The sequence below is a fragment of the Spiribacter salilacus genome, assembly GCF_009649225.1.
Lineage (GTDB): Bacteria > Pseudomonadota > Gammaproteobacteria > Nitrococcales > Nitrococcaceae > Spiribacter > Spiribacter salilacus.
The window spans coordinates 10,001-36,560 of sequence record NZ_WJPP01000005.1 but is presented as its reverse complement, the minus strand read 5'-3'; the positions used below and the strand labels follow the sequence as shown (position 1 = coordinate 36,560).

The window sequence follows — 26,560 nt, the reverse complement described above, 5'->3', positions numbered from 1 at the left end:
CTTAGGCACTGGCCGTTGATGGCGTTGCTGCTTTGACCGGCTCAACCGGGCGAATGGTGCGCCACACGTTGTAGGCCATGATCAGCATGCCGGCAAAGAATAAGATCCCACCGACTAGGCGCACGGCATAGTACGGATAGGTGGCGGCAACAGACTCGATAAAGCTGTAGGTGAGCGTGCCGTCATCATTAACGGCGCGCCACATGAGGCCTTGCATAACGCCAGCAATCCACATCGAGGCGATATAGAGCACCACGCCGATCGTAGACACCCAAAAATGGACGTTAATGAGCGGAATGCTGTACATCTGCTCGCGGTTAAAGAGCCGCGGCACAAGCATGTAAATGGCACCAATGGTGATAAATGCCACCCAGCCTAGGGCGCCGGAGTGCACGTGGCCAATCGTCCAGTCGGTGTAATGCGAAAGCGCGTTAACCGTACGAATTGACATCATGGGGCCTTCAAACGTGGCCATTCCGTAAAAGGACAGGCTCACAATCAAGAACCGAATGATGGGGTCGTCGCGCAGCTTATGCCAGGCACCCGAGAGGGTCATGATGCCGTTAATCATGCCGCCCCAAGAGGGTGCGAGCAGGATCAGCGAGAACACCATTCCCACCGATTGCACCCACTCAGGCAGTGCCGTCCAATGCAGATGGTGGGGGCCTGCCCACATGTAAGTAGAAATTAACGCCCAAAAATGCACCACCGATAGGCGATAAGAATAAATGGGCCGGCCGGCCTGCTTGGGCACGAAGTAATACATCATGCCTAAAAAGCCGGCGGTTAAGAAAAAGCCAACCGCGTTATGGCCGTACCACCACTGCACCATGGCATCGACTGCACCGGAGTAGATGGGGTAAGACTGCGTGAGCGAGGTGGGGATCGCCAAACTATTAACGATATGCAGCACGGCAACGGTCAAAATAAATGCGCCATAAAACCAATTGGCAACATAAATGTGCTTAACCTTGCGCTTAACGATCGTGCCAAAAAACACCACAGCGTAGGTCACCCAAACAGCCGCAATCAGAATGTCGAGTGGCCAAATGAGCTCGGCGTACTCTTTGCTTTGGGTAAAGCCCAGTGGCAGGGTCACGACAGCGCCCAAGATAACGGCCTGCCAGCCCCAAAACGTAAAGGCGGCTGCTTTATCGCTAAGTAACCTAACGCCACAGGTTCTTTGCACCACGTAATAAGAGGTGGCAAATAGCGCTGATCCACCAAACGCAAAAATGACCGCGTTGGTGTGCAGTGGGCGAAGCCGGCTATAGGTTAGCCAAGGCAGTTCAAAGTTAAGAGCAGGCCAGAGAAGTTGGGCTGCAATCAGCACCCCCACCAGCATGCCCACAATGCCCCAGACCACTGTCATGATAGTGAACTGGCGCACAACCTTATCGTTATACGAAGCGGTAGTTTCCATGATGACCCTGTTATGCGGTTTTTTATTAGAGACGTGCAGTGTGTTTGTAATGGCAAGTTTTTGTGTTGATCCAGATCAAACCCTGTGGAGACGGATTGAGCCGTGTATTATTTCGAAATCGACTTTACGGCAGATCGGGAGAGTGAAAATGCGAGGTCAAAAACAGCTTCGTTGGAGCTTGGTGATTGGGTTATTGGTGGTGCTGAGTTTGCCGGCACACGCAGCAACAGTTGATATCGGCCGAAGCAGCGATGCGATTGGGCTATCGGTGTCAGGTAACCGTGATACGGCTGGTTGGGAGTATGGCGGCGAGCTGCGCTTGCACGATGATGATGGGCAGGTGATTGGGGGCGAGATTCACTACGTGAATGTGCCTGAGCCAGGCCGAGGCGCCTTTCAATTTGGCTTGGGTGGGCGAGCGCTTTTGATTGAAGACGATGCCCGAGATGCCGATGGCAGCGCCATCGCCCTAGGTGGAAAACTGCGCTGGACGTTACCGGAATACAATCGCGCCGCATTGGCCGCAAGTGCGTATTTTGCGCCTTCGTTCTCAGCCTTTAGCGATATCGATAGCTATCGTGAGCTGAGTGTTCGGGGGGAGTATTTTATGCTGCGTAATGCCGCTGTCTATTTGGGCTATCGTCAAATTCGCTTAGGCTTTGATGGCGACTCGCTTGGGGGCGATCGTAATTTTGAAAGTGGTGTTAGCTTAGGTTTTAGAATTGATTTTTAGAGGGTTAATGGCGCTAGCGTTAAGCGCTGTCTGCGCCGCACCCATGGCGCTGATGGCTGCGGACCAGGCAACGGTGTTGATGTATCACCGGGTGGGAGAATCGGCACACCCAAGTACGAACGTTACTGCGGATCAGTTTGCTGAGCATTTAGCGTACTTAGCAGAGAACGACTACACCGTGGTCTCGCTCGAGGAGGTGGTGGCCTGGCTAGAGCAAGGCGCATCACTCCCTCCTCGGGCGGTTGCCATTACCTTTGATGACGCCTATTCCAGTGTGGGAGCCGTTGCCCACGACATGCTGCGTGAGCGTGATTGGCCCTACACGGTGTTTGTAAACAGCAAGGCCATTGATAGCAATTATGGTGGCTATGTAGGCTGGTCGCGAATGCGGGAGATGGCCGCTCAGGGGGCTCGATTTGCCAACCACACCCACACGCATGCGCCCCTGCAGACACTGACTAACGCGCAAATACAAGCCGAATTAAATATCGCGCAAACGCGGTTGGTTGAGGAGTTGGGAGATGCAGCCCATCAGTCCCCCCCGTTATTGGCGTATCCGTACGGAGAATACAACCTGTCGGTGATGGAGCATGTGGCAGCACTAGGTTATGTGGCATTTGGGCAGCAATCTGGTGCGCTTTGGTTAGGGTCTGATCGCCGCGCATTGCCGCGGTTTGCTATGAATGAGCGATTTGCCGAAATGGACGGGTTTGCGCTTAAGGTGCAGGCGCGCCCGCTGCCTGTGAGATCGTCACAGCCAATAGACCCGGTGCGTGAAAGCGCAGAGGCCCCGGCGTTAGTGGTTACCCTAGAGCAGTCTGATTTGCCGGTGCATGGGTTGTCTTGCTTTTACGGCAGTGAGCGGCTTGAGCCTGAGTGGGTTGAGCCTGGGCTCACGTTTAAGGTACAAGGCGAGGCAGATTTACCCGTTGGAAGAAGCCGCTATAACTGCACCATGCCTGTGGGCGATGGGCGTTTTTGGTGGTTCACCCAACTTTGGATTTATGGAGCGGCGGGAAGCTAATGCAAAAAGGCCAAGGCGTGTGTCGGTTACTACAGGTGAGTGATACCCATTTATGTGCGCTGCCCTCGGCACCCACCGCAGAGGCCCCGGTAGATCAGCGCTGGCAGGCAACGCAAACCCGATTAATGGAATGGGTCGACAGCGCGGATGCGATCGTGCACACCGGTGATGTGAGTGATGATGGCAGTGCAGCCGCCTGTCAGCGGGTGGCTGAGGGTTTGCAAGCACTTAACCTGCCAGGCCAAGTGTTGCCGGGTAACCATGATGAGCCTGATGCGTTATTGCAAACGTTTGCCCCGGGGCAGCCGGTGTCTTTGGCGCGCGTGCTTGATTTAGGCGCTTGGCAGCTGATTGGCCTTGATTCTCGTCAACCCGGCGAGGTTTCAGGGCACTTGTGCCAAGCAGAGCTGTCTGCCTTAGATGAGGCATTAGCCAATGCGGGTAATGCCTGGGTGTTATTGGCCATTCATCACCCGCCCGTGTCGGTAAACTGCGCCTGGCTCGATGCCATTGGGCTGGATAACGCTCAGGCGCTGCTCGATCGGCTTGAAAGCAATCCACGCATAGCAGGTGTAGTGAGTGGCCATGTGCACCATGCCTTTGAGACAATGCATGCTGGCCGGCCCGTGTTAACCGCACCGGCTGTGTCGGTTCAGTTTTTAGCGGGTAGCGACGAATTTGCGATTGCGCCGGGTCCGCCAGCGTTTCGCTGGCTCGATTTATGCCCTGACGGGACAATTCAAACGGGGATAGAGGAGATGAATTAATGGAATACCGCTCTTGGATGTGTGTGGTGTGTGGCTGGATTTATGAAGAAGAAGACGGCTTGCCCGAGGCAGGTATTGTGGCGGGTACGCGCTGGGAAGATATTCCCGATGACTTTGTTTGCCCCGAATGTGGTGCAGGCAAGTCTGACTTTGAAATGATCGAGATTTAAACGATGGCCGGCGTTATTGCTGGTCTTTACGTAATTACAGACTCAGCGCAGCAAGCGGTCGCCGATGCTATTCGCGGCGGTGCGCAGGTGGTGCAGTACCGCGATAAATCGGCAGATACGGTACGGCGAAAAGAAGCCGCCGATGCACTGGCTCGACTGTGCCGTGGCGCGGGTGTTTGTTTTATTGTGAATGACGATGTGGCACTGGCCGCTGCCGTTGGCGCAGATGGGGTGCACCTTGGGCAAGACGATAGCAGTGTGGCGGCAGCTCGTGCGCAGCTAGGTTCGCGGGCAATCGTGGGGGTGTCTTGCTATAACAGCCTAGAGCGGGCTGCCGATGCCGTAGCTGCGGGGGCCGATTATGCGGGGGCCGATTATGTAGCGTTTGGCAGTGTTTATCCCTCGCCCACAAAACCGCAGGCGGTGCGCGCGCCGTTAAGCCTTTTTGCCGAGGCCCGTGCATTGACAGATCGACCACTGGTGGCAATTGGAGGTATCAATGCAACCAATGCCGCTGCGGTGCGAGCAGCAGGCGCTGATGCGGTGGCGGTTATTGATGGCGTGTTTGGCGCAGACAATGTTGAGGCCGCAGCAGCAGCCATCGCAAAGCAATTTAATGACTAAAGGAAATGTGAATTAGCATGTCTAATCGATCTGAAACTCTCTTTGCCGAAGCCAACGAGCACCTAGTTGGCGGTGTGAACTCTGCGGTACGCGCGTTTCGTGCCGTGGGCGGCACGCCGGTGTTTATTCAACGGGGTGAGGGCGCTTGGGTAGAAGATGTAGATGGCAAGCGTTACGTAGACTATGTGCTTTCTTATGGGCCATTAGCGATTGGGCATGCGCATCCTGCAGTGGTGGCCGCGATCGCTGAAACGGCGGCAAGCGGCACCAGCTTTGGTGCGCCTACTGAAAAAGAGACCGCGCTGGCTCAGTTGGTCAAGTCGCTAATGCCTTCGATTGAGCGTATTCGCATGGTCAATTCGGGCACTGAGGCGTGCATGAGTGCGGTACGCTTAGCGCGTGGCTATACCGGGCGTGATCGGGTGATTAAATTTCGTGGTAACTACCATGGCCATGTCGATGCACTGCTAGTAGAGGCAGGCTCTGGCGTGTTAACCCTAGGTATTCCAGGCTCACCGGGTGTGCCTGCCGCGGTTACAGAAACAACCTTAACGGCGCCATTTAACGACTTAGACGGTGTGGCGGCGTTGTTTGCGGAATATAGCAACGACATTGCTGCGGTGTTGGTTGAGCCCGTGGCGGGCAATATGAATTGTGTGCCGGCGCGGCAGGATTTTCTTGAAGGCTTACGCAAGCTGTGTGATGAGCACGGCGCACTGCTGGTGTTTGATGAGGTGATGAGCGGGTTTCGTGCCTCGCTCGGTGGCGCGCAAGCGCATTACAACGTGATGCCCGATTTAACCTGCCTAGGCAAAGTAATTGGTGGGGGCTTACCGGTGGGCGCGCTGGGTGGTCGAGCCGAGATTATGGACTATTTGGCACCAACCGGGCCGGTCTATCAGGCGGGCACGTTGTCGGGTAACCCATTAGCGATGGCAAGCGGTATCGCCACATTAACTGAGCTGGCTAAGCCAGGTGTGCATGCCGCTGCAGCCGCATGGACAGAGCGGTTATTAGCGGGCTTAAAGGCACGCGCTGATGCCGCGGGCGTGCCGTTGCTAACGCATCAGGCAGGCACGATGTTTGGGGTGTTTTTTACCGATGCGCCAAGTATTGAGCGCTTTGAGCAGGTAGAACAGTGCAATGCCGAGCGCTTTGTGAAGTTTTTTCATGGCATGTTGGCCGAGGGCGTTTACTTAGCGCCGTCAGCCTTTGAAGCTGGGTTTGTGTCTACCGCGCATGACGAGGCAGCATTAGCACATACCCTTGATGCCGCTGAGCGTGTATTTGCGAGCTTAACTGTCTGAGTCTAATCCCCAGCGGGGCATTAGACTTTGATCAATGTTTAGGTGATCTAGAATGCGCGCCACCACAAAATCGACCAGCCCGTTAATGTCAGTAGGGCGGTGATAAAACCCGGGGTTGGCCGGCAAAATAATCGCCCCAACGCGGGCTAGGCGCAGCATGTTTTCTAAATGAATTTGCGATAGCGGCGTTTCACGAGGCACAAGGATGAGTTGCCCGCGCTCTTTGAGCACGACATCAGCGGCACGCTCGATCAGTGCCTCGCTGGTGCCCGCCGCTAACCGGCCAAGGGTGCCGGTGGTGCAAGGGCAGACCACCATTTGTTTAGGCGCACCGGAGCCGCTGGCGGCCGGTGCTGTCCATGCTTTATCGCCAAATACTTGTAGCTGACCCTCTGCGGCATTAAATCGTGCGCTAAGCGTTTTTTCGATATCGCTGGGGCGTGCCGGTAAGGCTAAGTCGTGCTCCATTTTGAGCACTAAGCGCCCGGCCTCAGAGATCAGCAGATGCACGGGGCGTTGCGCGCTCAGCAGGCACTCTAGTAATCGCAACCCATAGATGCCGCCCGATGCACCGGTAATGGCAAGCGTAACTGGGGCAGCCGTTGGGTTGCTGTTCATTCTGTCTCCTTGTGAATTTCTAATGCGCTAAGCAGGCGCTCATGTAGCTGATCAAAAGCGCCATTACTCATGACCACGATCGTATCGTGGGGTTCTGCTTGTTGCACAATGAAACCGAGCAACTCAGTGGTTGTTTGTGCGGTCTGCAGTTTGTTGCCAAGGGGTGCGAGCGCCTGATTTACATCCCAGTTTAGCGCGGGATCGGTCAAAACAAAGCATTGATCCGCTGCTTGGAGGGCCTCGGCCAATGCATTGGCATGGGTGCCGTTGCGCATGCTGTTTGAGCGTGGCTCAAGCACGGCAATGAGGCGGCCGGTTAGGGGTTGTTCACGAAAAGCACTGAGCGTGGCGGCTATGGCCGTGGGGTGATGGGCAAAATCATCATAAACATCAATATTGTTCACGCGACCGCGCAGCTCAAGCCGCCGGCGCACGCCTTTAAACATGGCCAAGTTTTCAATAGCCGTGGCAAGCGGTACGCCGGCATGTTGTGCTGCAAGCAACGCGGCGGTGGTGTTCATCACGTTATGTTGACCGGGCAGTGGGGCGGTAAAGGCAGTATCCAGCTCAATGGGTGCTTGTTCGCTCCAGCAGCCTTGCTCTAGCACGCGCGCTAGTGCCGGCGAATTCGGATTAAAAAAGATCTTGCCGGTGCCGGGCACATTGCGTAATAACAGCGCAAATTGCCGCTCAATTGCTGCAAGATTGGGGAAGATGTCTGCATGATCAAACTCAAGGTTATTAAGAACCAAGGTGCGGGGGTTAAAGTGCAAAAACTTAGATCGCTTATCAAAAAATGCGGTGTCGTACTCATCTGCTTCAAGCACAAAAAATGGTGCGCTACCCAGGCGAGCTGAGCCGGTAAAGTTGCCTGGTTGCCCACCAATTAAAAACCCGGGGTTCAAACCGGCTGCTTCGAGTAACCAGGCAATCAGGCTAGCGGTGGTGGTTTTGCCATGGGTGCCTGCCACCGCAATAACCCAGCGATTGGGCAGGATATGTTGCGCGAGCCACGCCGGCCCAGAGGTATAAGGTAACCCGGCCTCTAACAGGGCCTCGATGGCAGGATTACCGCGAGATAGTGCATTGCCAACAATGACGGTATCGGCGGTATGCATGGCCGGGCCATCAGCATAGCCCGACTCAAATTCAATGCCAGCGGCAGTCAGTACATCACTCATGGGCGGATAAACGCCGGCATCTTGCCCTGTAACGGTATGCCCCGCCTCGCGCGCCAGTACGGCAAGGCCAGCCATGAATGTGCCGCCAATGCCCAGGATGTGGAAATGGCTCATGCGCCGGTCACCATAAACACAAAAACACTGGCACCAAAGATATAGCCCAGCGTGGCAAGCAGCCCAACAAACCGACTGACATCCAATGCCTGCCTCAAAATGTGGTTCACGATAGCAATGTTCCAAACCAGCAGTGCCAAGAACGCAATGGCTGCCGCGCCGCTGCCGGCACTGGCTTCCTCGGCGGCCGGCGGGCCCAGCAAAAATAATACCGGCAGTGCGACTGCCGAGATTAAGGCATCAGTGCCAAAGAGTGCAGACATGCTTTGCACAAAGCGGGGTCGTAAATCACGCAGCATGAGCGCGATGTAAACAAACGCCGCGTTAAATCCGAGTAACAGGCCGAGTTGCAGCAGTGGCTGTACCTCTGGGGTGTATTGCGCAATGGCCGGGTAATTGATGGCGGCGGTGGCAAGCGCCAGCATAAGCATCAGATTTTGCGAGGCGGGCAGGTCTTGCGGGCCGTTGCGAAGCAATGCAATGCCAATGAGCCGCTGCAGCGTTGAGTCTTTAAGCATTTGCCGGATACCAAATAGGTGACTTGTAGTGGTATGAATGGTAACTGTTTAAGGCACCAGCATTCACCTGATGGCTAAAATCGGAGGGGAAAATGCTTGAGGCAATGTTAAATCGGCACATCACCGAAGGTGCGTTGGAGGTGAGATATCCGGATGGCCGGGTAGCGTCATTTGGCGCGGGCACCCCCTCGGCGGTATTCGACCTGCATCATTCGCGCGTCCTGCGTCGGCTGGTGATGGACCCACAGTTTATGTTGGGGCAAAGCTATCTTGATGGTGCTTGGAGTACGCCGGATTTACGCGCGCTGATCAATGTTCTCATGCGTAACTTTCCAGATCAGCCTCCAGGCACGCTGCAGCATGCACTGCAGATGGTATTGCGGCCCCTGCAGCAATGGAACCGACGTGCAACGTCTCGGCGCAATGTCGCGCATCATTACGATCTTGATGAGCAGTTGTTTCGTGCCTTTTTAGACGATGATTTGCAGTACTCCTGCGCCTATTGGCCGGATGGCGTGAACGATTTAGATGCGGCACAGGCGGCAAAGCGCGCTCTGATTCGCAAAAAACTGTGTCTACAACCGGGGCAACGCGTTTTAGATATCGGATGCGGCTGGGGCGGGCTGGCGATAGAGATTGCCGAGCAGTCGGATGCGCAAGTGGTGGGCCTGACCTTATCGGAGCAGCAGGCGAGAGTGGCACGTGAGCGGGTTCGTGAGCGGGGTTTAACCGAGCAGGTCGACATTCGGCTGCAGGACTACCGTGATGTGCCGGAGCGGTTTGATCGTATTGTGAGTGTGGGCATGTTTGAGCATGTCGGCGTGCGCTATTACCGACGTTTTTTTCGGGCATTACAGGAGCACCTAACCCCGGATGGCATCGCCTTAATCCACACCATTGGACGCTCAGGCCCACCAACGGTGACCAACCCGTGGATTCGGCGTTATATCTTTCCGGGTGGCTACATTCCAGCTATGTCGGAGGTGGCTGCCGCGATAGAAAAGCAGCGATTAGTGGTTGCTGATGTTGAGGTTCTGCGGTTGCATTACGCTGAAACATTGGCGCACTGGTTTAGTCGCTTTCAGCAGGTGCGTGAGGCCATGGTTGAGGTTAAGGGTGAGCAGTTTTGTCGCTTATGGGAGTTTTATTTGGCGGCCTGCGAGGGCGCTTTTCGCTGGGGCGATTTGGTAGTTTTCCATTTTCAGTTGAGCCAACAAAAAGACGCCATACCTCTCACACGCGATTACCTTTGCTAAACTCATGCTCCGGTTAAGGGGAGTAGTTGAGTCTAATGAGCGTGAAAAATGCCTTTTATGCCCAATCTGGTGGGGTAACCGCGGTTATTAATGCCAGCGCCTGTGGGGTAATCGAAGCCGCCCGTGAGCATCCTGATCAAATTGGCACGGTGTATGCGGGAAAAAACGGAATACTGGGTGCGCTGCATGAAACGCTAATTGATACCAACGCAGAGTCTGCTGAAACCATTCGCGCGTTGCGTCATACCCCGGCCGGTGCCTTTGGTTCTGCGCGCTATAAGCTTAAAGGGCTTGAGGAAAATCGCGCAGAATATGAGCGCCTCATCGAGGTGTTTAAGGCGCATGATATTGGTTATTTTTTCTATAATGGTGGCGGCGATTCCCAAGATACCGCGCACAAGGTCTCGCAATTAGGCCAAGCGCTGGGTTATCCGATTACCTGTATTGGCGTGCCCAAAACGGTAGATAACGATTTGCCGATTACCGATACTTGCCCAGGGTTTGGGTCGGTGGCTAAGTATGTGGCTGTCTCAACGCGTGAGGCGGGGCTAGATGTGGCCTCGATGGCTGAAACCTCAACCAAAGTTTTTATTCTAGAAACGATGGGCCGGCATGCCGGCTGGATTGCGGCGGCATCAGCGCTGGCAAGCGAGCAAGCGGGCGATCCCCCACATGTCATTTTATTGCCCGAGGTGCCGTTGGATGAGGCGCGCTTTTTAGCGCGGGTTCAGCAAAGCGTTGAAAACAATGGCTATTGTGTGGTTGTCGTGTCTGAAGGGGTGCGCACACAGGATGGCCAGTTTTTAGCAGATCAAGGCACGCGCGATGCCTTTGGACATATGCAGTTGGGTGGTGTGGCCCCAAGCATTGCAGCGATGATTAAAAATGCGCTGGGCTATAAATATCATTACGCAATTGCAGATTACCTGCAGCGCGCCGCGCGACATATTGCCTCGGCCACGGATGTGGAGCAGGCCTATGCGTTGGGCCGGGCGGCGGTGGAGTTTGCCTTGGCAGGCAAAAACGCGATTATGCCAACGATTGTGCGTGAGTCAGACGAGCCGTATCGCTGGCATATTGGTGAGGTGCCGTTGGAGCAAGTAGCCAATGTCGAGGCAAAAATGCCGGCGTCATTTATTGATGAGTCTGGCTTTTTCGTTACCGAGGCCTGTTTGCGGTACTTAAGGCCACTGATTGCCGGTGAGGACTACCCCCCGTTTCGGAATGGACTGCCGGACTACGCGCGCTTAAAAGCTCAGCTGGTAGAAAAACGTCTACCGCCGTTTGCTGGATGAGTGCACTGCAACATAAACTGCAAAGTCTTTTTTAATCAGGAGTGAAAAATCATGGCGTACGAGGGTATTGGTGCCGGTAAAAATCTGCCGGAAGAGGTCAATGTAATCATCGAAATTCCGGCTAACGCGGATCCGGTGAAATACGAGGTTGATAAAGATTCTGGCGCGTTGCTAGTAGACCGGTTTATGGGCACCGCCATGCATTATCCAGCCAACTATGGCTTTATTCCTGACACCCTTTGTGGCGATGGCGACCCGCTGGATGCGCTGGTGGTTACTCCTTTCCCGCTTGCCATGGGTGCGGTTATCCGCTGCCGGGCGATTGGTGTTTTAGAAATGACGGATGAGAGCGGTGAAGACGCCAAACTCCTTTGCGTGCCGATCAGTAAGCTCACCCCGATTTACGATGCGGTCAACGAGCCTGAAGATTTGCCTAAGCTGCTGCTCGATCAAATCAGCCATTTCTTTGAGCGTTATAAAGATCTTGAGCCCGGTAAATGGGTCAAAATTACCGGCTGGAAAGGACGGGATGCCGCTTTTGCTGAAATTCAGGCGTCTGTTGCCCGAGTTCAGGGCAGCTAAGCGGTGGTTAAGCTCACACGGATATACACACGAACTGGTGATGCCGGAGAAACGGCTCTTGGCGATGGCACACGAGTGCTAAAAACCGATGCACGGGTGGCTGCCTACGGCACCGTTGATGAGCTCAACGCCTTGCTGGGTATTTGTCGGTTGCATGTTTCTCCAGAAATGGATCAGGCGCTGGCAAGGGTTCAAAACGACCTCTTTGATGTGGGTGCAGATCTCTGCACCCCGGAGGTTGAAGACCCGCCTTACGAGCCATTGCGCGTTCTGCCCAGTCAAGTTGACTGGTTAGAGACTGAGATTGATCGAATCAATGCCGGTCTTGAAACCTTACGTTCGTTTATTTTGCCTGCCGGTAGCCCGGCCGCTGCGCATCTCCATCATGCCCGCACCGTGGCGCGCCGTGCAGAACGCAAAAGCGTTGAGCTAGCGTCCGCAGCGCCTGTTAACGAAACAGTGCTGCGCTATTTAAACCGACTCTCGGACTATTTATTTGTGTTGGCCAGAGAGGTCAATCGCGAAGCCGGGGGCGATGTGCTCTGGCAGCCCGGCGAGCACCGGTGAGTGATGGTTGGCGACAGATTGCGTTGACCGTTGCCCGGGAGCGTGCCGGCCTGGTTGAAGCGGTACTAGAGTCGGCAGGCGCAACCGCGCTGACATGGGCGGAATTAGACGAGAGTCCTGCGGTATTTGAGCCAGCGCCAGGGCAAACACCGTTATGGGAGCGGTTGCAACTGCGGGCATTATTTGCGGCAGATGCGCCGGTTAATTCATTGCGCGCTACGCTGGAGGATGCGCTCGGTAGCGTGCTGGAAGATTGGCAGGATACATTCGTGCCAGATCGCGCGTGGGAGCGCGAATGGTTGGTGCATTTTCAGCCTCAGCATTTTGGTCATGGCCTTTGGGTGGTGCCCACCGATACAACGCCCCCTGATCCTGATGGCATTAATATCCATCTTGACCCTGGCCTTGCGTTTGGTACCGGCACACACCCCACCACGGCGTTGTGCTTAGAAGCATTGGCTAAACACCCGCCAACAGGCAACACGGTAATCGACTATGGTTGTGGCTCCGGTTTGCTTGGGATTGCTGCCCTTAAGCTGGGTGCAAAGCAGGTTTACGCCGTAGATACCGATCCACAGGCTATCCTCGCCACTCAAGAAAATGCGTCTCAAAATGGGGTGTTAGCAAAGCTACAGGTAGGCTTGCCAAATCAGCTTGAGTTGCCGCTGGCTGATGTCATGCTGGCCAATATTTTGGCCGGAGTACTGATTGAATTGGCACCAAAATTGATTGCTCAGGTGCGGCCGGGTGGCCGATTGGTGCTGTCAGGTTTGTTAAAGGAGCAACAAGCCTCTGTGCTGGCAGCCTACGCCGATGACTGCGATCTTGAGTCAATTGAGGTGCGTGATGACTGGTGTTGCGCTTTAATGCAAAGACGGTTGTCGTTATGATCGAGCGATCTGGAAGGGAGTTGTTTGCCATGGCAGATCAGTCAAGTAAGGACTGCTCGGGCGTGGGTCCGATTAGCCAAGAAGTTCGAAAATCATTAAGCGCGTATTTTGCCGATCTCAACGGAGACCCATGCTGCGATCTGTATCAAATGGTGATGCAGCAAGTAGAGCTGCCGCTGTTAGAGGTGGTGATGCACGAGTGCAATGGTAACCAGACAAAGGCGGCTGATGCGCTGGGCATTAACCGCGGCACCCTTCGTAAAAAACTCCGCCAATATGGCCTAGAGAACTGAACCTATGACCGATGCCTTTCGGGTGCGACGCGCCCTGATCAGTGTTTCCGATAAAACCGATGTGATTGACCTAGCCCGCGGCCTGCAGGCCCTAGATGTTGAGATTCTCTCCACCGGGGGTACAGCAAAGCTACTGGCCGAACAGGGTATTTCTGTTAGGGATATTGCCGATTACACCGGCTTTCCTGAAATGATGGATGGCCGCGTAAAAACGCTGCACCCGCGAGTTCATGGCGGCTTGTTGGGTCGTCGTGGGCAGGATGATGCAGTCATGGCAAGTCACGGCATTCAGCCCATCGATCTGTTGGTCGTTAATCTCTATCCGTTTGAGGCAACGGTGGCGCGGGCAGATTGTACGCTGGAAGAAGCCATTGAGAATATCGATATTGGCGGGCCGGCCATGCTGCGGGCCGCCGCAAAAAACTACGCGGGTGTTGCCGTATTAACCGCCCCCGATCAATACGCCGATTGTTTGCAGGCCCTTAATAAACCGGACGGCTTAAGCGCTGCATACCGTTTTGATTTGGCGGTGGAGGCATTTAATCATGTGGCCCGTTACGATGCGGCCATTAGTAATGCGTTATCGAGCCGTTCGATAACGGGCGAAACGCTGCCCTACCCGAGGCAGCTTAACCGCTATTGGCAAAAAGCGGCGGATTTACGGTATGGCGAAAACCCGCATCAAAGCGCGGCGTTTTATCAAGAGCTCAACCCGGCAGCGGGCAGCTTTGCGAGCTTTCGGCAGCATCAGGGTAAAGCGCTTTCGTATAACAACTTAGCCGATGCTGATGCGGCTTGGGCCTGTGTGGGGGCATTTGATGCACCCGCTTGCGTGATTGTTAAACATGCCAACCCCTGTGGTGTGGCGATTGCTGAGCGTGTTTTAGATGCCTACGATCGTGCTTATCAAACCGATCCGGTGAGTGTATTTGGTGGCATCATCGCGCTCAACCGCCCGTTAGATGTTGACACCGCCAGGGCGATTGTTGATAGGCAGTTTGTTGAAGTAATTCTGGCGCCTAGCATTGAATCGGGAGCATTAGCGGTAACGGCGGCACGTGCCAATGTTCGGGTTTTAGAGATTGCCGATGGCCCTCAGCCAGCCAGTGGTACACGGCTGCAAACTATTGATGGCGGGCTGCTTGTGCAGGATGAAGACACCACGCTGATTGGTGCAGATGGCTTACGGTGTGTGACTGATAAAGCGGTTGATGCTGACCTGCAGGCGGATCTTGAATTTGTGTGGCGAGTGGCACGCTATGTGAAATCTAATGCCATTGTGTATGGCCGCCATGGCCAAACATTAGGCATTGGCGCGGGGCAGATGAGCCGGGTTGACTCGGCGCGCATTGGGCTGCGTAAGGCCGAAGATGCCGGGTTGTCTTTGCAAGGCGCGGTTTTAGCATCTGATGCGTTTTTCCCGTTTCGTGATGGCATCGATCAAGCCGCTTCCGTAGGCGTAAGCGCCATTATTCAGCCAGGTGGTTCGATGCGTGATGACGAGGTGATTGCCGCCGCCAATGAGCATGGGATTGCTATGCTCTTTACCGGCCAGCGGCATTTTCGACACTAAAATCAAACAGGAAGGCCTTGCATGAAGGTATTGGTGGTAGGCAATGGCGGTCGTGAGCACGCGCTTGCCTGGCGGATCGCAGCATCGCCGCAGGTAAGCGCCGTTTACGTAGCGCCGGGCAATGCCGGTACGGCCCATGAACCGGGTGTGAGTAATCTGCCGATTGCAGCAACAGATATTGAGGGGCTGCTTGCCGCTGCCCTAGACCTCGGCATCGATCTTACCGTGGTGGGGCCTGAGGCGCCGTTGGCTGCTGGCATTGTAGATACCTTTACCGCAGCCGATTTGGCTTGCCTTGGCCCACATCAGGCAGCTGCTGAGCTTGAAGCCTCTAAGGCATTTGCCAAAGATTTTTTAGCGCGATATCACATTCCTACCGCTGAGTATCAGACCTTCGATGCACTGGCACCGGCGCTTGATTACATCAAGCAAAAAGGCGCACCGCTGGTGGTTAAGGCAGATGGTTTAGCGGCGGGCAAGGGCGTGACGGTGGCCATGACCGTTGATGAGGCTCTCGATGCTGCTGAGTCGATGTTTGCCGGCGCATTTGGTGAGGCAGGCGCCCGCGTGGTGGTTGAGGAGTACCTCGAGGGAGAAGAAGCCAGTTTTATTGCGTTGGTCAATGGAACGCAGTGCCTGCCATTAGCTAGCTCACAGGATCATAAAGCGCGCGATGCCGGTGATCAGGGCCCCAATACGGGTGGCATGGGGGCGTATTCACCCGCACCCGTCGTGACCGAGGCCCTTCATCAACGGATTTTAGACACCGTGATACAGCCAACCTTAGAGGGTTTAGTGGCCGAGGGGCGGGGTTTTACGGGCTTTCTCTATGCAGGGCTGATGATTGATTCTCAGGGAATGCCGCGGGTGTTGGAATTTAACGTGCGTTTGGGCGATCCAGAGACACAGCCCATTTTAATGCGGTTAAAAAGCGACCCCATTGATTTGTTTTTAGCGGCGCTCGATGGCCAGCTAGCCTCGGTAGCGGTGGAATGGGACTCACGCCCTGCACTGGGTGTGGTGCTTGCGGCCGGCGGATACCCGGGCGAGTATGCCAAAGGGGCTGTGATTAGCGGGTTAACGGCTAATACGGCCCCAGATTGCAAGATCTTTCATGCCGGTACCGCTTTGAACAACGCTAATCAGGTTGTGACGGCGGGTGGTCGAGTGTTGTGTGCCTGCGCCTTGGGTGAAGATGTAATGGCTGCGCAAAAGCTTGCCTATGATACGGCTTCTGCGATTCACTGGGATGGCGTGTTTATGCGGCCTGATATTGGCTACCGTGCCGTGCAGGCCCAACTCGATAAGGAGCCAAAATGACCATTGCTTACTGGTGTGTGCTAGTGGCGGTTTTTATCCCGCTGCTGTTTGCTGGGCTGGCTAAGTCGCGTGGCGATTTTGATAACGCGCGGCCGAGACGCTGGTTAGAGCAAACAGAAGGTTGGCGTCAGCGGGCGCATTGGGCGCAGCTCAATAGTTTTGAGGCATTCGCGCCGTTTGCAGCAGGGGTGATTATCGCGCATTTAGCCGATGCGCCGCAGGCCAGTGTGAATGTGCTGGCAGTGGCGTTTGTCTTACTTCGTTTAGGGTTTGGCGCTGCTTATGTGGCAGACCGGCCCACCCTTCGTACGTTGTTTTGGACAGCCGCGTTTGCCTGTGTGGTGGGGCTGTTTATTTTGGCGGGAATTGCCGGTACCTGACGCGTTGGGGTGATCCAGATCAACTGATCTAAGTGTCAGCAGCGGTAGGCTGTGACTTCTTAGAATGCAAAGATCAGGATATTCCCCATGACCGATCATTTGATGCTAGATCGAGAGCTGCTGCATCGGTACGACGTGACCGGTCCGCGCTATACGTCATACCCCACGGCAGCGCAATTTACCGAAGCATTTAACGAGCAGCGCTATCGTCAGCGCGTGCAATGGGGTAATGAAGACCCCATGCCGCGTCCACTATCGCTGTATGTGCATGTCCCTTTTTGCCGCACGGTCTGCTTTTATTGCGCCTGCAATAAGGTGATTACCGCTAATTATCGGCGCGCCGAGCGCTATTTGGATCGGTTGATACAAGAGCTCGATTTGCAGGCAGCACTCTTTGATGACGACCGCCCCGTTGAGCAGTTGCACTTAGGGGGTGGCACGCCGACGTATTTTAGCGATGAAGATTTAGCGCGCTTAATTGAAGCGATTGGGCAGCGGTTTCCGCTGGCGCCGCCAGAGCAGCGCGAGTTTTCTATTGAGATTGATCCACGAACGGTTGACCGCAATCGCGTTGCCAACTTGGCTGCACTGGGCTTTAACCGCATCAGTCTGGGTGTGCAGGATTTTGACCCCGATGTGCAAAAGGCCATCAATCGGATTCAGGGCGTGCAAGAAACGGCTGATGTGGTGGCCGCTGCCCGTGGCAATGGCTTTCACTCGGTCAATCTAGATTTGATGTATGGCCTGCCGCTACAAACACCAGAGCGGTTATCGCGCACACTGGATGCGGTGCTGGCTATTCGGCCAGATCGTATTGCCCTTTATAACTATGCGCACATGCCACAGATGTTTCGTATTCAGCGGCAAATTGCCGACGATAGCTTGCCGCCCGCCGGCGTAAAGCTGACCTTGCTTATTGAGGCCATGCAGCGGCTGGCTGCGGCGGGCTATCAATATATCGGCATGGATCATTTTGCGCTGCCCGAAGACGAACTAGCCCAAGCGGCTAACCAGGGGACCTTGCATCGTAATTTTCAAGGCTATGCCACTCGGCCCGATTTGGATTTAATTGGCTTAGGCGCTTCTTCTATTGGCCAAATTGGCGATGCCTATTGCCAAAATCGACGTGATCCAGAAGGGCATGCCGAGGCCGTGGCGGCTGGGCGATTGCCCGTATGGCGAGGGGTTGAGCTATCGGCCGATGATCGGCTGCGCCGCGATGTCATTCAAGCCATTATGTGCCGTCATTACGTCGATTTTGATGCCGTCGAGGAGCGGCACGGTGTGGTGTTTAGGCAGTATTTTGATGAGGCATTGGCCGCACTTAGCCCACTGCAAGACGATGGGATGGTTGAGATTGGGCGCAATTGGCTGCAGGTGAGCGATCGTGGCCGGTTTTTCCTGCGCAATGTGGCAATGCCATTTGATGCCTATTTAAATGCGGCGCCTATGGAGCGCCGCTTCTCGAAGGTTATTTAATGGCCATGACCCATGGTGGTGGGTGAGCGAACATCCACCTCAAGGGTGATTGGGTCGGCGCGCTCAAACAGCAAGGTGATGGTAAACACCTCACCTTCAACTAATGCTTCAGTTAGGCCCATGAGCATCACATGCCGCCCGCCGGGTTCAAAAATCACCTCACCATTGGCTGGCACGCGAACCTCTGGCGTGTGCACCATGCGGCTATTGCCGCCTTCCTCAATGGTCCGATGGAGCTCTACTCGGGGCGCGCGGTCTGTTTCTACCCCAACCATTCGATCGCCTTCGGCAGCCTCGTTACGCAGCGTGAAATACACAGCGCCAGTTTGTAGCCCGGGGGCGGTGGCGCGTGACCACACATTCTCAAAGTAAAGTTCGGCCTGTGCTAGGCCAGCGGTGGCCATTAAAACGAGTGCGATGAGTAGTCGGGGCATGATAAGCAAATCTCCGTTTTAAGTAAGGGCGGTCGGGGCGCTGCCCTCCCGTAGTGTAATTATAGGCCAATTGCGTTCTCGAGCCGCTTCGGTGAGCTGCGGATCGGGGTCAACCGCAACCGGATGATCCACATGCTCAAGCAGTGGCAGGTCGTTATGCGAGTCGCTATAAAAGTGCATCGCTGTGGTCATTTGACCTTCCTCATCCAACCATTGTTGCAAGGCCTGTACTTTGCCCTGCTGAAAGGTGGGAATGCCGACATATTTTCCGGTAAACGCCCCGTCTACAAATTCCGGTGCCGTTGCCAATAAGATCGGGATATTGAATAACTCCGCAATCGGCTCAGTCACAAACCGATTGGTGGCGGTAATAATCATCAGCCCGTGACCGCTGGCGCGATGTTGTTCAACTAGTGCCTTGGCCGCCGGTAATACGGTCGGTTGAATGTGCTGTCGAATGAAATCTTTGCGCCATTCCAGCAACACCTTATGCGGTGTATTTGCCAGTGGGCGCAGTGAGAATGCCAAAAAGCGTTCAATATCTAGCTGCCCTTGTTCATATTCGCGCATAAATCGCTCATTGGCGGATTCGTATTCGCTATGTTCAACGGCTCCACGTGAGATCAAATAACGGCCCCAAAGATAGTCGCTATCGCCCCCGAGTAAGGTGTTATCTAGGTCAAAAATGGCGAGCTGCATGCGGCATCCTTCAATGGTTAATTGCCGAGGGATTCTGCTATGTGGAAGAATGGAACACAACGACAGGTTACTAGTGGTAATACAAGTGATTGATTCTGATGGTTTTCGACCAAATGTCGGAATCATTCTGGCGAATGATCTGGGCAAGGTTTTGCTCGCACGCCGCATTGGGCAAGACGCCTGGCAGTTTCCGCAGGGCGGTATTCAGCAAAATGAAAGTGCTGAAGAAGCGTTGTATCGGGAGCTCAATGAGGAAGTTGGCCTGCAACCAGAGCATGTGATGGTGCTCGGCGCCACGCAGGGGTGGTTACGTTATCGTCTGCCCACCCATTTGGTGCGGCGGCGGCAGCACCCCACCTGTATTGGGCAAAAGCAAGTGTGGTTTTTACTGCGCTTAGCGGGTGAGGATAGTCTCGTGCGCCTTGATGCCAGCAGTGAGCCAGAATTTGACGACTGGGCATGGGTTCCTTACTGGGAGCCCTTAGGGGAGGTCGTCGCATTTAAGCGAAAAGTGTATCGACGGGCGCTAACAGAGCTTGCACCCCTGTTATTTCCCACCGGTGCCCCTGCAATACCGGCACAGGGCTAGGTTGTGTTAGAAACGCTGCACCGCGTTGTTCATGCGGTTAATGGGGCCGCTGATTTTTCAGCGGCGCTGCAAATTGTGGTGGATGAGGTGGCATCGGCCACCGCCGCCGATGTGTGTTCTGTTTACTTGCATGAAGAAGATCTGAGCTATTTGCGCTTAATGGCAACGCATGGGCTGAATGCCAGTGCCGTGGGTACCGTGCGACTTGCTGTTAACGAAGGTCTCGTTGGCCTGGTGGCCGAGCGGCAGGAATCGATTAATTTAGAGGATGCAGACCAGCATCCACGCTTTCGTTATTTTCCCGAGACCGGTGAAGAGCGCTTCCGCTCGTTTTTGGGCGTGCCCATTATTCACTATCAATCCCGCCTTGGCGTTTTGGTGGTGCAGCGGGTGGCGCATGCCGGTTTTAGCGACGCCGAAGTGGCCTTTTTGGTCACAATGGCAGCGCAGCTTGCCGGCGCCATCGCGCATGCGCGAATGCGAGGTGATTTGGCAGCACTGGTGGATGCAAGCGCCGGGCCACCGCCCTCGCTTGCCGGCATTAGCGGCTCTAGCGGCATTGCAATTGGCACGGGCGTGGTGGTGGCCAGCACGATCTCGCTTGAAGATGTGCCAGACCGAGCCATTAGCGACACAGATGCCGAAATTCAGCGGTTTATGAACGCCGTTGAGCAGGTCAAGGCCGACATTGCGGCCCTATCTGAGCGGATGCGCAGTGAACTGCCCGAGGCAGAACGCCTACTGTTTGATGTGTATCAGCAAATGTTAAGTGGCGATAGCCTAATCGGGCGTGTGCAGGCCAGCGTGCAAGCCGGTATGTGGGCGCCTGCGGCATTACGCCAAACGATTGCTGAGCATGCGCAGCGGTTTGAAGCCATGGATGATCCTTATCTGCGCGAGCGCGTTGAGGATGTCAGAGACTTGGGGCGACGCTTGTTATCGCGCCTGCTCACCACGGATGCCAAACAAGCGCAGTCGCTGCCTGATCGGGTAGTGCTGGTGGGAGAGTCACTCAGTGCCGCTCAGCTTGCGGATATTCCGCCAGAGCGCCTGGCCGCCTTGGTCAGTGTGGGCGGGTCGGCCAATTCGCATGTTGCTATTTTAGCCCGCGCACTGGGTATACCCGCGGTGATGGGCGTTGGCGCAGCGCCTTTGCATCGGCTCGATGGTCGCGAGTTGGTTGTTGATGGCTATCAGGGCCAAGTCGTGATTGATCCGCCGGCAGGCTTGCGCAGTGAGTTTCAGCGCTTACAGCAAGAAGAAGATGCACTGAGCGAAGAATTACGCGCCTTAACGCATGCGCCTTGTATCTCGCCGGATGGCCACGAAATTCAGTTGTATGTGAACACAGGCTTGTTGGCTGAGGTTGAGCTGGCGGTAGATAGCGGTTGTGCCGGGGTTGGGCTACATCGCACCGAGTTTCCGTTTTTGATGGGTGACCGCTTTCCGAGTGAGTCAGAGCAAATGGCGCTGTACCAAGATGTGTTGTCTGCCTTTGCGCCATTACCCGTTACGCTGCGCACGTTAGATGTGGGGGGCGATAAGCCGCTGCCTTATTTTCCGATGCATGATGAGAACCCATTTTTGGGCTGGCGCGGTTTGCGTATGACGCTCGATCATCCCGAGATTTTTCTGACTCAAATTAAAGCGATGCTGCGCGCGTCGGTTGGGTTGAATAATTTACGGATCATGTTTCCCATGGTCAGCCGGTTGGAAGAGGCGGAGCAGGCGGCAGCGCTTGTTGCCCGTGCACGCACAGAGCTGGATGAAGATGGGGTAGAGACGGCTGCCCCTTTGGTTGGCGCACTCATTGAGGTGCCGGCGGCGGTTTATCAGGCCGAAAGTTTGGCTAAACGATTTGATTTTTTATCGGTAGGCAGCAACGACCTGGCGCAGTATCTATTAGCTGTCGATCGAAATAACGCTCAGGTGGCATCGCTGTATGACGAACGCCATCCAGCGGTATTGCGGGCAGTCAACGAAGTAGCGGCGGTTGGTAAGCGGTTGGGCAAACCGGTGACGATTTGCGGCAGTATGGCCGGCGAGCCCGGGTTGGCCGTATTACTGATGGCGATGGGGTTTGAGGGGCTGTCGTTGAATAGCGGCCGGCTATTACGTGTGAAATGGGCGCTGCGGACTATTCCCCTGCAAACCGCACAGTCGGTGCTTGCGCAAGCCTTAGAGGCAGAGTATCCAGAGCAGGTCAGTGCGCTAATTACTCAGATGTTGGATACGCATGGGCTGGGTGGGTTGATTCGAGCTGGCCGGCGTTAGTGATTTATTAGGCGGAGCTGCGAACCCGCACAATCACATCAACCCCATGAATCGTTTTACCCGGTGGTGGGGCGGGTAGATCAGCAACCGACACCCCGTCTGCAGGAATGTCTTCCATATCGCCTGTATCTTCATCAAGAAAATGATGATGCGGGTTGACGTTGGTATCAAAGAAAATGCGCCGTGGGTCGGCCAGAATTTCGCGCAATAAACCGGCTTCGGTGAATTGATGCAACGTGTTGTACACGGTGGTCTGCGAGATACGTAAACCGGCGCCCAGCGCCTCGGCATATAGCCCCTCTGCCGTTACGTGCCGCTCCCCCTGGCTAAAAATGAGTTCAGCAAGACCAAGCCGCTGCCGAGTGGCGCGTAGCTTTGCCTGCTGCAGTAGATTACGCAAATGCGCATCATGCTGGCCGGTAATGGTGTGTTGCTTCTGCATGGTCATTGCCTTTGCCTCAACCGTAATAGGGGACTTATCTAGTACCATTTAAGATAGCACATTAAAAGGAGGGTTTTAAAACCACTAATAAAACAACGGCAATTAAAACGAGGACGGGCATTTCGTTGAACCAGCGATACCAAACATGCCCATGCTGATTGCGATCTTGAGCAAATGCGCGAAGTAACCGGCCGCAGTACCAGTGATACACAACTAACAACGCCACGAGTGCCAGCTTGATATGCAGCCAGCCTTGCAGCAGCCAAAACGGCTGAACAACCAGTATTGCCACACCTAAACCAATGGCCACAACGGCGCTTGGGTTCATGATGCCGCGATACAGCTTGCGCTCCATCACCTTAAACCGCTCACGGCTAATTTCGTCTTCAGCCATGGCGTGATACACAAATAGCCGCGGTAAATAAAAGAGGGCGGCAAACCAAGTGACCACACTAATGATATGAAACGCTTTAAGCCATAGTGCGGTCATGCGGACTGCTCCGATGGCAGCAGACGCCGGACTTCTTGTTCAACGCGATGAAAATCCAGCAATCCAATACGCTGCCAGACAACACCGCCATCGGCATCGATCAGTACGGTGGTTGGGGTTACACGTACCTCGTTAAAGCTGCGTGCAATTTCGCCATCATGATCAATGACAATGGGGTAGGGTAACTGCCGTTGTTCGACGAGCGCTTGCACCCGATCGACGGGGTCATAAGACATCGCCACCCCTAAAATCGTTAACCCCGCAGGCGCCAGTGTTTCGTGCAGTTCAACGATTTCTGGCATTTCGGCAACGCAAGTGGTGCAGCTCGTTGCCCAAAAAACCACCATCACCGGGCCATTGCGAAATTCGCTCAGTGCCCGCTGATCGCCTGAGAGCATGGTCAAGTCCAGTTCTGGGGCGGGTTCTCTGGCGGGCGGCGCAAGCCAAATAGCCGCCACCACCGCTACAATGCCGAGTACCAGAGCGCCCGCAAGCCATTCCTTGCGGAACATGTGTCGTTCTCCTATGTCTGTCTCTGGCATGATAACTGGAGACACAGTAAAAGTCAGAGAGGTTGCGGGATGATTTCTGCAGGTATTGTTGGTGGAACAGGGTATACCGGAGTGGAGCTATTGCGGCTTCTGGCGGCGCATCCTTCTGTGGCGTTAAGCGCGATTACCTCTCGGGGTCAGGCGGGTACTCCGGTGGCGGATGTTTTCCCCAACCTACGTGGTGTGGTTGATTTGGCCTATACCGAGCCAACCCAGGGCACATTGGGCGATTGTGATGTGGTGTTTTTTGCGACACCCAATGGCACAGCCATGGAGATGGCGCCGGCATTGATTGAGCAGGGTGTGCGCGTAATTGATTTAGGCGCTGATTTTCGACTGCGAGATCTGGATGAATGGGCGCACTGGTACGGAATGCCACATACGTGTGCGGCATTGGCGGCAGAGGCGGTTTATGGGCTGCCTGAATGCCATCGCGAGGCTATTCGTGCAGCCCGTTTGGTGGCTAATCCGGGTTGCTACCCCACCGCCGTCCAGCTCGGTCTGATTCCGCTGTTAGAAGCGGGCGCGGTAGATACACAGTCGCTCATCGCCGATGCAAAATCGGGTGCAAGCGGTGCTGGTCGGCAGCCCCGTCAGCACACGCTGCTTTGTGAGGCCGGTGAGAATTTTCATGCGTATGGTGCAAGCGGGCATCGCCATTTACCCGAGATACGTCAAGGGCTAAATGATGCGGCTGGTAAGCCGGTGGGGTTGGTTTTTGTGCCGCATTTGGTGCCAATGATTCGCGGTATCCACGCAACGCTTTATGCGCGGTTGCTTGATCCAACCATCGATTTGCAGGGTTTGTATGAGCAGCGCTACGCCAATGAGCCATTTGTAGATGTGATGCCGCCAGGCACTCATCCAGAAACGCGCAGTGTGCGCGGGAGCAACATGGTGCGAATTGCGGTGCATCGTCCAGAGGGGAGTGATTACGCACTGATCTTGGCGGTGGAAGACAACCTGGTAAAAGGCGCCGCGGGGCAGGCAGTGCAGAATATGAATCTGATGTTCGACCTGCCAGAAACAATGGGTTTGGAGTCTATCGGTCTACTGCCGTAGACTCAATGAGTGGAAAATTTTGTGCGGAGGCGCAAGCGATGACAGAAATTGCAGAACAAGAAGACCTGTTGGTCTTTACCGATACCGCGGCAACGAAAGTTCGCCAGCTGATCGACCAAGAGCAAAATGATGCCCTTAAGCTACGGGTTTATATTACCGGCGGTGGCTGCTCAGGTTTTCAGTACGGCTTTATGTTTGATGAAAATGAAGAGCCAGGCGATGCGGTTGTCGAAAACGGTGGGGTAACCTTGCTGGTAGACCCCATGAGCAGCGCTTACCTTGAAGGCGCCGAGATCGACTATGTTGAGGGCCTTGAGGGCGCGCAGTTTGTGATTCGCAATCCGAATGCGAGCACAACGTGTGGTTGCGGATCATCCTTCGGCGTTTAATTAGCGCGGATAAATGCCGCCAAGCGGTAATGGCTGAGGGGCGCCTGTAATGGCGCTCAGGTCATGCCGAATGCCTGCCAAGGCGGCGTGAGCCAGCCAAGCAAAGCCGATCGATTCAACCGCGTCGGCGGGTATTCCAAGTGCATCGCTCAGGTTAACCGAACAAGGCGCCACCGCAGCGGTGATGCGCCTGATCAGATCAGCATTGTGGGCACCGCCGCCCGTCACGACCAGATCTTCTGCTTTACTGCCCGATTGGCGTAATGCCTTTGCAATTGACTGGGCAGTTAGCTCCGCTAATGTCGCTTGCACATCTGCCGCGGCAATTGCGGGTGGTAACTGCGGCCTTAGCCAATTCAGATTAAAAAGCTCAGGCCCGGTGCTGCGGGGTGGTTTTAAGGCAAAAAATGGATCACTGAGTAGCTGCTCAAGAAGGGCCTGGTGAACCTTACCACTGGCTGCCCATTCGCCTGCCTCATCAAAGGCTTTGCCTAAGTTTTCTCGACACCATGCATCTAAGAGAGTGTTGGCGGGGCCGCAGTCAAACCCTGATGTGGCGCTTGCGTTTTCGCTTAACAGCGTGATGTTGGCAATGCCGCCCAAATTGAGAACCGCGCGCGGATGCGGCGCCTTAAATAAAACACGATGAAATAGCGGAGCGAGTGGAGCCGCTTGGCCACCGGCGGCTAGATCACGTTGGCGAAAATCGGCCACCACATCAATGCCGGTAAGCTCGGCTAGATGACTGGGGTTACCCAATTGGGCGCTGATGGGTGGGTTAGCCTGCATGTCATGCCAGACGGTTTGGCCATGACAGCCAATGGCCATAATCTGAGCTCTGTCGATTTCAGCGTTCGCGATGAGGGCCTGTACCACATCCGCGTAATACGTTGGCAGGGTGTTATGCCAATGCAAAACCGTGGCAAGCGGTGTGCTTGCATTGATCTGCCGCAGTGCCTGCTGCACGGCGGGGGGGTAGGGCACATGCAGATCCTCACACAGTGTGATGGGGGCATCGGGCGCGTTGCACTGCACTAAGCTTGCATCAATGCCATCGAAGCTTGTGCCCGACATCAGCCCAATAAAGTACTGCCTAGACATGGGGTTTAGTCTTCAGCCCGAGCTAGCTGGGTGCCGCTGATTTCCTCAAGCCGAGACAGTAGGGGTTGTGTGGCCCGTTCAAACTCCGTGCGATATTGCTCGGCAATGGGCTGTGCCTCGGGTAAATCAACGGTTCTTGGGTTTCGGTGCACGCCATCAACCCGAAATTCGTAGTGCAGGTGGGGGCCGGTGGCAAGCCCGGTGCTGCCAACATAGCCAATGGTATCGCCCTGCCGCACCCGATCGCCGATGGACTGCCCCTTCGCAAAGCTACGCATGTGCGCATATAAAGTAGTGTGGCGTGAGCCATGCTGAAGGATAACGGTATTGCCATACCCCCCCTTGGGCCCGCGATGAATGATTTTGCCATCGCCCGCCGCCCAAATGGGTGTGCCCGGTGGCGCAGCATAGTCTG

General features: G+C 55.1%; 31 protein-coding genes (1 of these 31 only partly in view). 20 read left to right on the top strand and 11 right to left on the bottom strand.

The window, feature by feature from the left end; genetic code table 11:
- Position 1: 1 nt before the first annotated feature.
- Positions 2–1,423 carry a cytochrome-c oxidase, cbb3-type subunit I gene (gene ccoN / locus GH984_RS09540; protein ID WP_153719993.1) on the bottom strand — a complete coding sequence of 474 codons (1,422 nt, stop codon included), beginning with the start codon at positions 1,421–1,423 and terminating at the stop codon, positions 2–4.
- 148 nt (positions 1,424–1,571) lie between these two features.
- On the opposite strand from ccoN, the gene GH984_RS09535 reads away from it, so the two are divergent.
- From GH984_RS09535 to hemL, 6 genes are read left to right on the top strand one after another with little or no spacing between them, the layout of a single operon-like run.
- Positions 1,572–2,156, top strand: a complete 585-nt coding sequence (locus tag GH984_RS09535; RefSeq protein WP_172973213.1) for a YfaZ family outer membrane protein — start codon at positions 1,572–1,574, stop codon at positions 2,154–2,156.
- 7 nt (positions 2,157–2,163) lie between these two features.
- Positions 2,164–3,180 (top strand): polysaccharide deacetylase family protein, encoded by a 1,017-nt coding sequence (locus GH984_RS09530; RefSeq protein WP_153719991.1) that lies wholly within the window; start codon positions 2,164–2,166, stop codon positions 3,178–3,180.
- Positions 3,180–3,947 (top strand): phosphodiesterase, encoded by a 768-nt coding sequence (locus GH984_RS09525; protein WP_153719990.1) that lies wholly within the window; start codon positions 3,180–3,182, stop codon positions 3,945–3,947. The genes GH984_RS09530 and GH984_RS09525 overlap by 1 nt, the downstream gene beginning before the upstream one ends.
- Entirely contained in the window at positions 3,947–4,117 is a 171-nt protein-coding gene (locus tag GH984_RS09520; RefSeq protein WP_153719989.1) for a rubredoxin, read from the top strand. The genes GH984_RS09525 and GH984_RS09520 overlap by 1 nt, the downstream gene beginning before the upstream one ends.
- Before the next feature lie 3 nt (positions 4,118–4,120).
- Positions 4,121–4,741, top strand: coding sequence for a thiamine phosphate synthase (gene thiE / locus GH984_RS09515; protein ID WP_153719988.1), 621 nt, complete (start codon positions 4,121–4,123; stop codon positions 4,739–4,741).
- A 17-nt stretch (positions 4,742–4,758) separates the two neighbouring features.
- Positions 4,759–6,048 carry a glutamate-1-semialdehyde 2,1-aminomutase gene (gene hemL, locus GH984_RS09510; protein WP_153719987.1) on the top strand — a complete coding sequence of 430 codons (1,290 nt, stop codon included), beginning with the start codon at positions 4,759–4,761 and terminating at the stop codon, positions 6,046–6,048.
- Here hemL and GH984_RS09505 read toward each other — a convergent pair.
- From GH984_RS09505 to GH984_RS09495, 3 genes are read right to left on the bottom strand one after another with little or no spacing between them, the layout of a single operon-like run.
- Complete coding sequence (locus GH984_RS09505; RefSeq protein WP_153719986.1) at positions 6,037–6,666, bottom strand: flavin prenyltransferase UbiX; 630 nt, start codon at positions 6,664–6,666, stop codon at positions 6,037–6,039. The genes hemL and GH984_RS09505 overlap by 12 nt on opposite strands.
- Positions 6,663–7,961, bottom strand: a complete 1,299-nt coding sequence (locus GH984_RS09500) for a glutamate ligase domain-containing protein (RefSeq protein ID WP_153719985.1) — start codon at positions 7,959–7,961, stop codon at positions 6,663–6,665. Before GH984_RS09500 ends, GH984_RS09505 begins: the two co-directional genes overlap by 4 nt.
- Complete coding sequence (locus tag GH984_RS09495; RefSeq protein ID WP_153719984.1) at positions 7,958–8,479, bottom strand: hypothetical protein; 522 nt, start codon at positions 8,477–8,479, stop codon at positions 7,958–7,960. The genes GH984_RS09500 and GH984_RS09495 overlap by 4 nt, the downstream gene beginning before the upstream one ends.
- Before the next feature lie 92 nt (positions 8,480–8,571).
- Here GH984_RS09495 and GH984_RS09490 point away from each other — a divergent pair, with 92 nt between their 5' ends.
- The 10 genes from GH984_RS09490 (at position 8,572) to hemN (ending at position 18,114) form a co-directional block, all read left to right on the top strand.
- The gene (locus tag GH984_RS09490) at positions 8,572–9,735 is read left to right on the top strand and encodes an SAM-dependent methyltransferase (protein WP_153719983.1); all 1,164 of its coding nucleotides are present in this window, start codon (positions 8,572–8,574) and stop codon (positions 9,733–9,735) included.
- A gap of 35 nt (positions 9,736–9,770) precedes the next feature.
- A complete protein-coding gene (locus GH984_RS09485; RefSeq protein ID WP_153719982.1) occupies positions 9,771–11,030 on the top strand; it encodes a 6-phosphofructokinase in 1,260 nt (419 codons plus the stop codon).
- A gap of 51 nt (positions 11,031–11,081) precedes the next feature.
- Positions 11,082–11,612 carry an inorganic diphosphatase gene (gene ppa, locus GH984_RS09480; RefSeq protein ID WP_153719981.1) on the top strand — a complete coding sequence of 177 codons (531 nt, stop codon included), beginning with the start codon at positions 11,082–11,084 and terminating at the stop codon, positions 11,610–11,612.
- Positions 11,613–11,615: 3 nt separating this feature from the next.
- Positions 11,616–12,179: a cob(I)yrinic acid a,c-diamide adenosyltransferase gene (locus GH984_RS09475; RefSeq protein WP_369692038.1), complete on the top strand. Its 564-nt coding sequence runs from the start codon at positions 11,616–11,618 to the stop codon at positions 12,177–12,179.
- A complete protein-coding gene (gene prmA / locus GH984_RS09470) occupies positions 12,176–13,069 on the top strand; it encodes a 50S ribosomal protein L11 methyltransferase (RefSeq protein WP_172973212.1) in 894 nt (297 codons plus the stop codon). Before GH984_RS09475 ends, prmA begins: the two co-directional genes overlap by 4 nt.
- Before the next feature lie 29 nt (positions 13,070–13,098).
- Positions 13,099–13,362 (top strand): DNA-binding transcriptional regulator Fis, encoded by a 264-nt coding sequence (gene fis / locus GH984_RS09465; RefSeq protein ID WP_153719979.1) that lies wholly within the window; start codon positions 13,099–13,101, stop codon positions 13,360–13,362.
- Positions 13,363–13,366: 4 nt separating this feature from the next.
- Complete coding sequence (gene purH / locus GH984_RS09460; protein WP_153719978.1) at positions 13,367–14,935, top strand: bifunctional phosphoribosylaminoimidazolecarboxamide formyltransferase/IMP cyclohydrolase; 1,569 nt, start codon at positions 13,367–13,369, stop codon at positions 14,933–14,935.
- Between the two features lie 21 nt (positions 14,936–14,956).
- Positions 14,957–16,255 (top strand): phosphoribosylamine--glycine ligase, encoded by a 1,299-nt coding sequence (purD, locus tag GH984_RS09455; RefSeq protein WP_153719977.1) that lies wholly within the window; start codon positions 14,957–14,959, stop codon positions 16,253–16,255.
- Positions 16,252–16,635, top strand: coding sequence for an MAPEG family protein (locus GH984_RS09450; RefSeq protein ID WP_153719976.1), 384 nt, complete (start codon positions 16,252–16,254; stop codon positions 16,633–16,635). Before purD ends, GH984_RS09450 begins: the two co-directional genes overlap by 4 nt.
- Positions 16,636–16,722: 87 nt before the next feature.
- Positions 16,723–18,114 carry an oxygen-independent coproporphyrinogen III oxidase gene (gene hemN, locus GH984_RS09445; protein ID WP_153719975.1) on the top strand — a complete coding sequence of 464 codons (1,392 nt, stop codon included), beginning with the start codon at positions 16,723–16,725 and terminating at the stop codon, positions 18,112–18,114.
- Here hemN and GH984_RS09440 read toward each other — a convergent pair.
- Both GH984_RS09440 and GH984_RS09435 read right to left on the bottom strand, forming a co-directional pair.
- Positions 18,111–18,548 (bottom strand): copper chaperone PCu(A)C, encoded by a 438-nt coding sequence (locus GH984_RS09440; protein ID WP_153719974.1) that lies wholly within the window; start codon positions 18,546–18,548, stop codon positions 18,111–18,113. The genes hemN and GH984_RS09440 overlap by 4 nt on opposite strands.
- An 18-nt stretch (positions 18,549–18,566) precedes the next feature.
- A complete protein-coding gene (locus tag GH984_RS09435) occupies positions 18,567–19,247 on the bottom strand; it encodes a histidinol-phosphatase (RefSeq protein ID WP_153719973.1) in 681 nt (226 codons plus the stop codon).
- A gap of 85 nt (positions 19,248–19,332) precedes the next feature.
- On the opposite strand from GH984_RS09435, the gene GH984_RS09430 reads away from it, so the two are divergent.
- On the top strand, positions 19,333–19,836 hold the full coding sequence (locus tag GH984_RS09430) for an RNA pyrophosphohydrolase (RefSeq protein ID WP_369692037.1): 504 nt from the start codon (positions 19,333–19,335) through the stop codon (positions 19,834–19,836).
- A gap of 3 nt (positions 19,837–19,839) precedes the next feature.
- Positions 19,840–22,110: a phosphoenolpyruvate--protein phosphotransferase gene (ptsP, locus tag GH984_RS09425; RefSeq protein ID WP_369692036.1), complete on the top strand. Its 2,271-nt coding sequence runs from the start codon at positions 19,840–19,842 to the stop codon at positions 22,108–22,110.
- Positions 22,111–22,117: 7 nt separating this feature from the next.
- Here the strand turns inward: ptsP and irrA are convergent, their stop codons facing one another.
- Genes irrA through GH984_RS09410 form a run of 3 tightly spaced genes read right to left on the bottom strand, consistent with a single transcriptional unit; the run spans position 22,118 to position 23,554 of the window.
- Complete coding sequence (irrA, locus tag GH984_RS09420) at positions 22,118–22,558, bottom strand: iron response transcriptional regulator IrrA (protein ID WP_153719971.1); 441 nt, start codon at positions 22,556–22,558, stop codon at positions 22,118–22,120.
- A 55-nt stretch (positions 22,559–22,613) separates the two neighbouring features.
- On the bottom strand, positions 22,614–23,042 hold the full coding sequence (gene hemJ / locus GH984_RS09415; RefSeq protein WP_153719970.1) for a protoporphyrinogen oxidase HemJ: 429 nt from the start codon (positions 23,040–23,042) through the stop codon (positions 22,614–22,616).
- Positions 23,039–23,554, bottom strand: coding sequence for a peroxiredoxin family protein (locus GH984_RS09410; RefSeq protein ID WP_172973211.1), 516 nt, complete (start codon positions 23,552–23,554; stop codon positions 23,039–23,041). Before GH984_RS09410 ends, hemJ begins: the two co-directional genes overlap by 4 nt.
- Positions 23,555–23,623: 69 nt before the next feature.
- On the opposite strand from GH984_RS09410, the gene argC reads away from it, so the two are divergent.
- Both argC and erpA read left to right on the top strand, forming a co-directional pair.
- Positions 23,624–24,655, top strand: coding sequence for an N-acetyl-gamma-glutamyl-phosphate reductase (argC, locus tag GH984_RS09405; protein ID WP_153719968.1), 1,032 nt, complete (start codon positions 23,624–23,626; stop codon positions 24,653–24,655).
- Between the two features lie 38 nt (positions 24,656–24,693).
- The gene (erpA, locus tag GH984_RS09400; RefSeq protein WP_153719967.1) at positions 24,694–25,044 is read left to right on the top strand and encodes an iron-sulfur cluster insertion protein ErpA; all 351 of its coding nucleotides are present in this window, start codon (positions 24,694–24,696) and stop codon (positions 25,042–25,044) included.
- Here erpA and GH984_RS09395 read toward each other — a convergent pair whose 3' ends face one another.
- Complete coding sequence (locus GH984_RS09395; protein WP_153719966.1) at positions 25,045–26,145, bottom strand: anhydro-N-acetylmuramic acid kinase; 1,101 nt, start codon at positions 26,143–26,145, stop codon at positions 25,045–25,047. It abuts the gene before it with no gap.
- 5 nt (positions 26,146–26,150) lie between these two features.
- Positions 26,151–26,560: the 3' end of an OapA family protein gene (locus GH984_RS09390; RefSeq protein WP_253939204.1), read on the bottom strand. It continues 928 nt past the right edge of the window; only the last 410 of its 1,338 coding nucleotides appear in the window; the start codon falls outside the window, past its right edge; its stop codon occupies positions 26,151–26,153.

What these genes read in the sequence shown, in the direction of transcription:
- purD (WP_153719977.1), top strand. Translation starts at nt 14,957, where the DNA reads ATGAAGGTATTGGTGGTAGGCAATGGCGGTCGTGAGCACGCGCTTGCC.
- GH984_RS09525 (WP_153719990.1), top strand. Translation starts at nt 3,180, where the DNA reads ATGCAAAAAGGCCAAGGCGTGTGTCGGTTACTACAGGTGAGTGATACC.
- hemN (WP_153719975.1), top strand. Translation starts at nt 16,723, where the DNA reads ATGACCGATCATTTGATGCTAGATCGAGAGCTGCTGCATCGGTACGAC.
- GH984_RS09500 (WP_153719985.1), bottom strand. Translation starts at nt 7,961, where the DNA reads ATGAGCCATTTCCACATCCTGGGCATTGGCGGCACATTCATGGCTGGC.
- hemJ (WP_153719970.1), bottom strand. Translation starts at nt 23,042, where the DNA reads ATGACCGCACTATGGCTTAAAGCGTTTCATATCATTAGTGTGGTCACT.
- GH984_RS09490 (WP_153719983.1), top strand. Translation starts at nt 8,572, where the DNA reads ATGCTTGAGGCAATGTTAAATCGGCACATCACCGAAGGTGCGTTGGAG.
- GH984_RS09485 (WP_153719982.1), top strand. Translation starts at nt 9,771, where the DNA reads ATGAGCGTGAAAAATGCCTTTTATGCCCAATCTGGTGGGGTAACCGCG.
- GH984_RS09395 (WP_153719966.1), bottom strand. Translation starts at nt 26,145, where the DNA reads ATGTCTAGGCAGTACTTTATTGGGCTGATGTCGGGCACAAGCTTCGAT.
- erpA (WP_153719967.1), top strand. Translation starts at nt 24,694, where the DNA reads ATGACAGAAATTGCAGAACAAGAAGACCTGTTGGTCTTTACCGATACC.
- purH (WP_153719978.1), top strand. Translation starts at nt 13,367, where the DNA reads ATGACCGATGCCTTTCGGGTGCGACGCGCCCTGATCAGTGTTTCCGAT.
- GH984_RS09410 (WP_172973211.1), bottom strand. Translation starts at nt 23,554, where the DNA reads ATGTTCCGCAAGGAATGGCTTGCGGGCGCTCTGGTACTCGGCATTGTA.
- GH984_RS09530 (WP_153719991.1), top strand. Translation starts at nt 2,164, where the DNA reads ATGGCGCTAGCGTTAAGCGCTGTCTGCGCCGCACCCATGGCGCTGATG.
- GH984_RS09505 (WP_153719986.1), bottom strand. Translation starts at nt 6,666, where the DNA reads ATGAACAGCAACCCAACGGCTGCCCCAGTTACGCTTGCCATTACCGGT.
- GH984_RS09440 (WP_153719974.1), bottom strand. Translation starts at nt 18,548, where the DNA reads ATGCCCCGACTACTCATCGCACTCGTTTTAATGGCCACCGCTGGCCTA.
- ppa (WP_153719981.1), top strand. Translation starts at nt 11,082, where the DNA reads ATGGCGTACGAGGGTATTGGTGCCGGTAAAAATCTGCCGGAAGAGGTC.
- GH984_RS09535 (WP_172973213.1), top strand. Translation starts at nt 1,572, where the DNA reads ATGCGAGGTCAAAAACAGCTTCGTTGGAGCTTGGTGATTGGGTTATTG.
- ccoN (WP_153719993.1), bottom strand. Translation starts at nt 1,423, where the DNA reads ATGGAAACTACCGCTTCGTATAACGATAAGGTTGTGCGCCAGTTCACT.
- GH984_RS09495 (WP_153719984.1), bottom strand. Translation starts at nt 8,479, where the DNA reads ATGCTTAAAGACTCAACGCTGCAGCGGCTCATTGGCATTGCATTGCTT.
- GH984_RS09450 (WP_153719976.1), top strand. Translation starts at nt 16,252, where the DNA reads ATGACCATTGCTTACTGGTGTGTGCTAGTGGCGGTTTTTATCCCGCTG.
- thiE (WP_153719988.1), top strand. Translation starts at nt 4,121, where the DNA reads ATGGCCGGCGTTATTGCTGGTCTTTACGTAATTACAGACTCAGCGCAG.
- fis (WP_153719979.1), top strand. Translation starts at nt 13,099, where the DNA reads ATGGCAGATCAGTCAAGTAAGGACTGCTCGGGCGTGGGTCCGATTAGC.
- irrA (WP_153719971.1), bottom strand. Translation starts at nt 22,558, where the DNA reads ATGACCATGCAGAAGCAACACACCATTACCGGCCAGCATGATGCGCAT.
- argC (WP_153719968.1), top strand. Translation starts at nt 23,624, where the DNA reads ATGATTTCTGCAGGTATTGTTGGTGGAACAGGGTATACCGGAGTGGAG.
- GH984_RS09520 (WP_153719989.1), top strand. Translation starts at nt 3,947, where the DNA reads ATGGAATACCGCTCTTGGATGTGTGTGGTGTGTGGCTGGATTTATGAA.
- GH984_RS09435 (WP_153719973.1), bottom strand. Translation starts at nt 19,247, where the DNA reads ATGCAGCTCGCCATTTTTGACCTAGATAACACCTTACTCGGGGGCGAT.
- hemL (WP_153719987.1), top strand. Translation starts at nt 4,759, where the DNA reads ATGTCTAATCGATCTGAAACTCTCTTTGCCGAAGCCAACGAGCACCTA.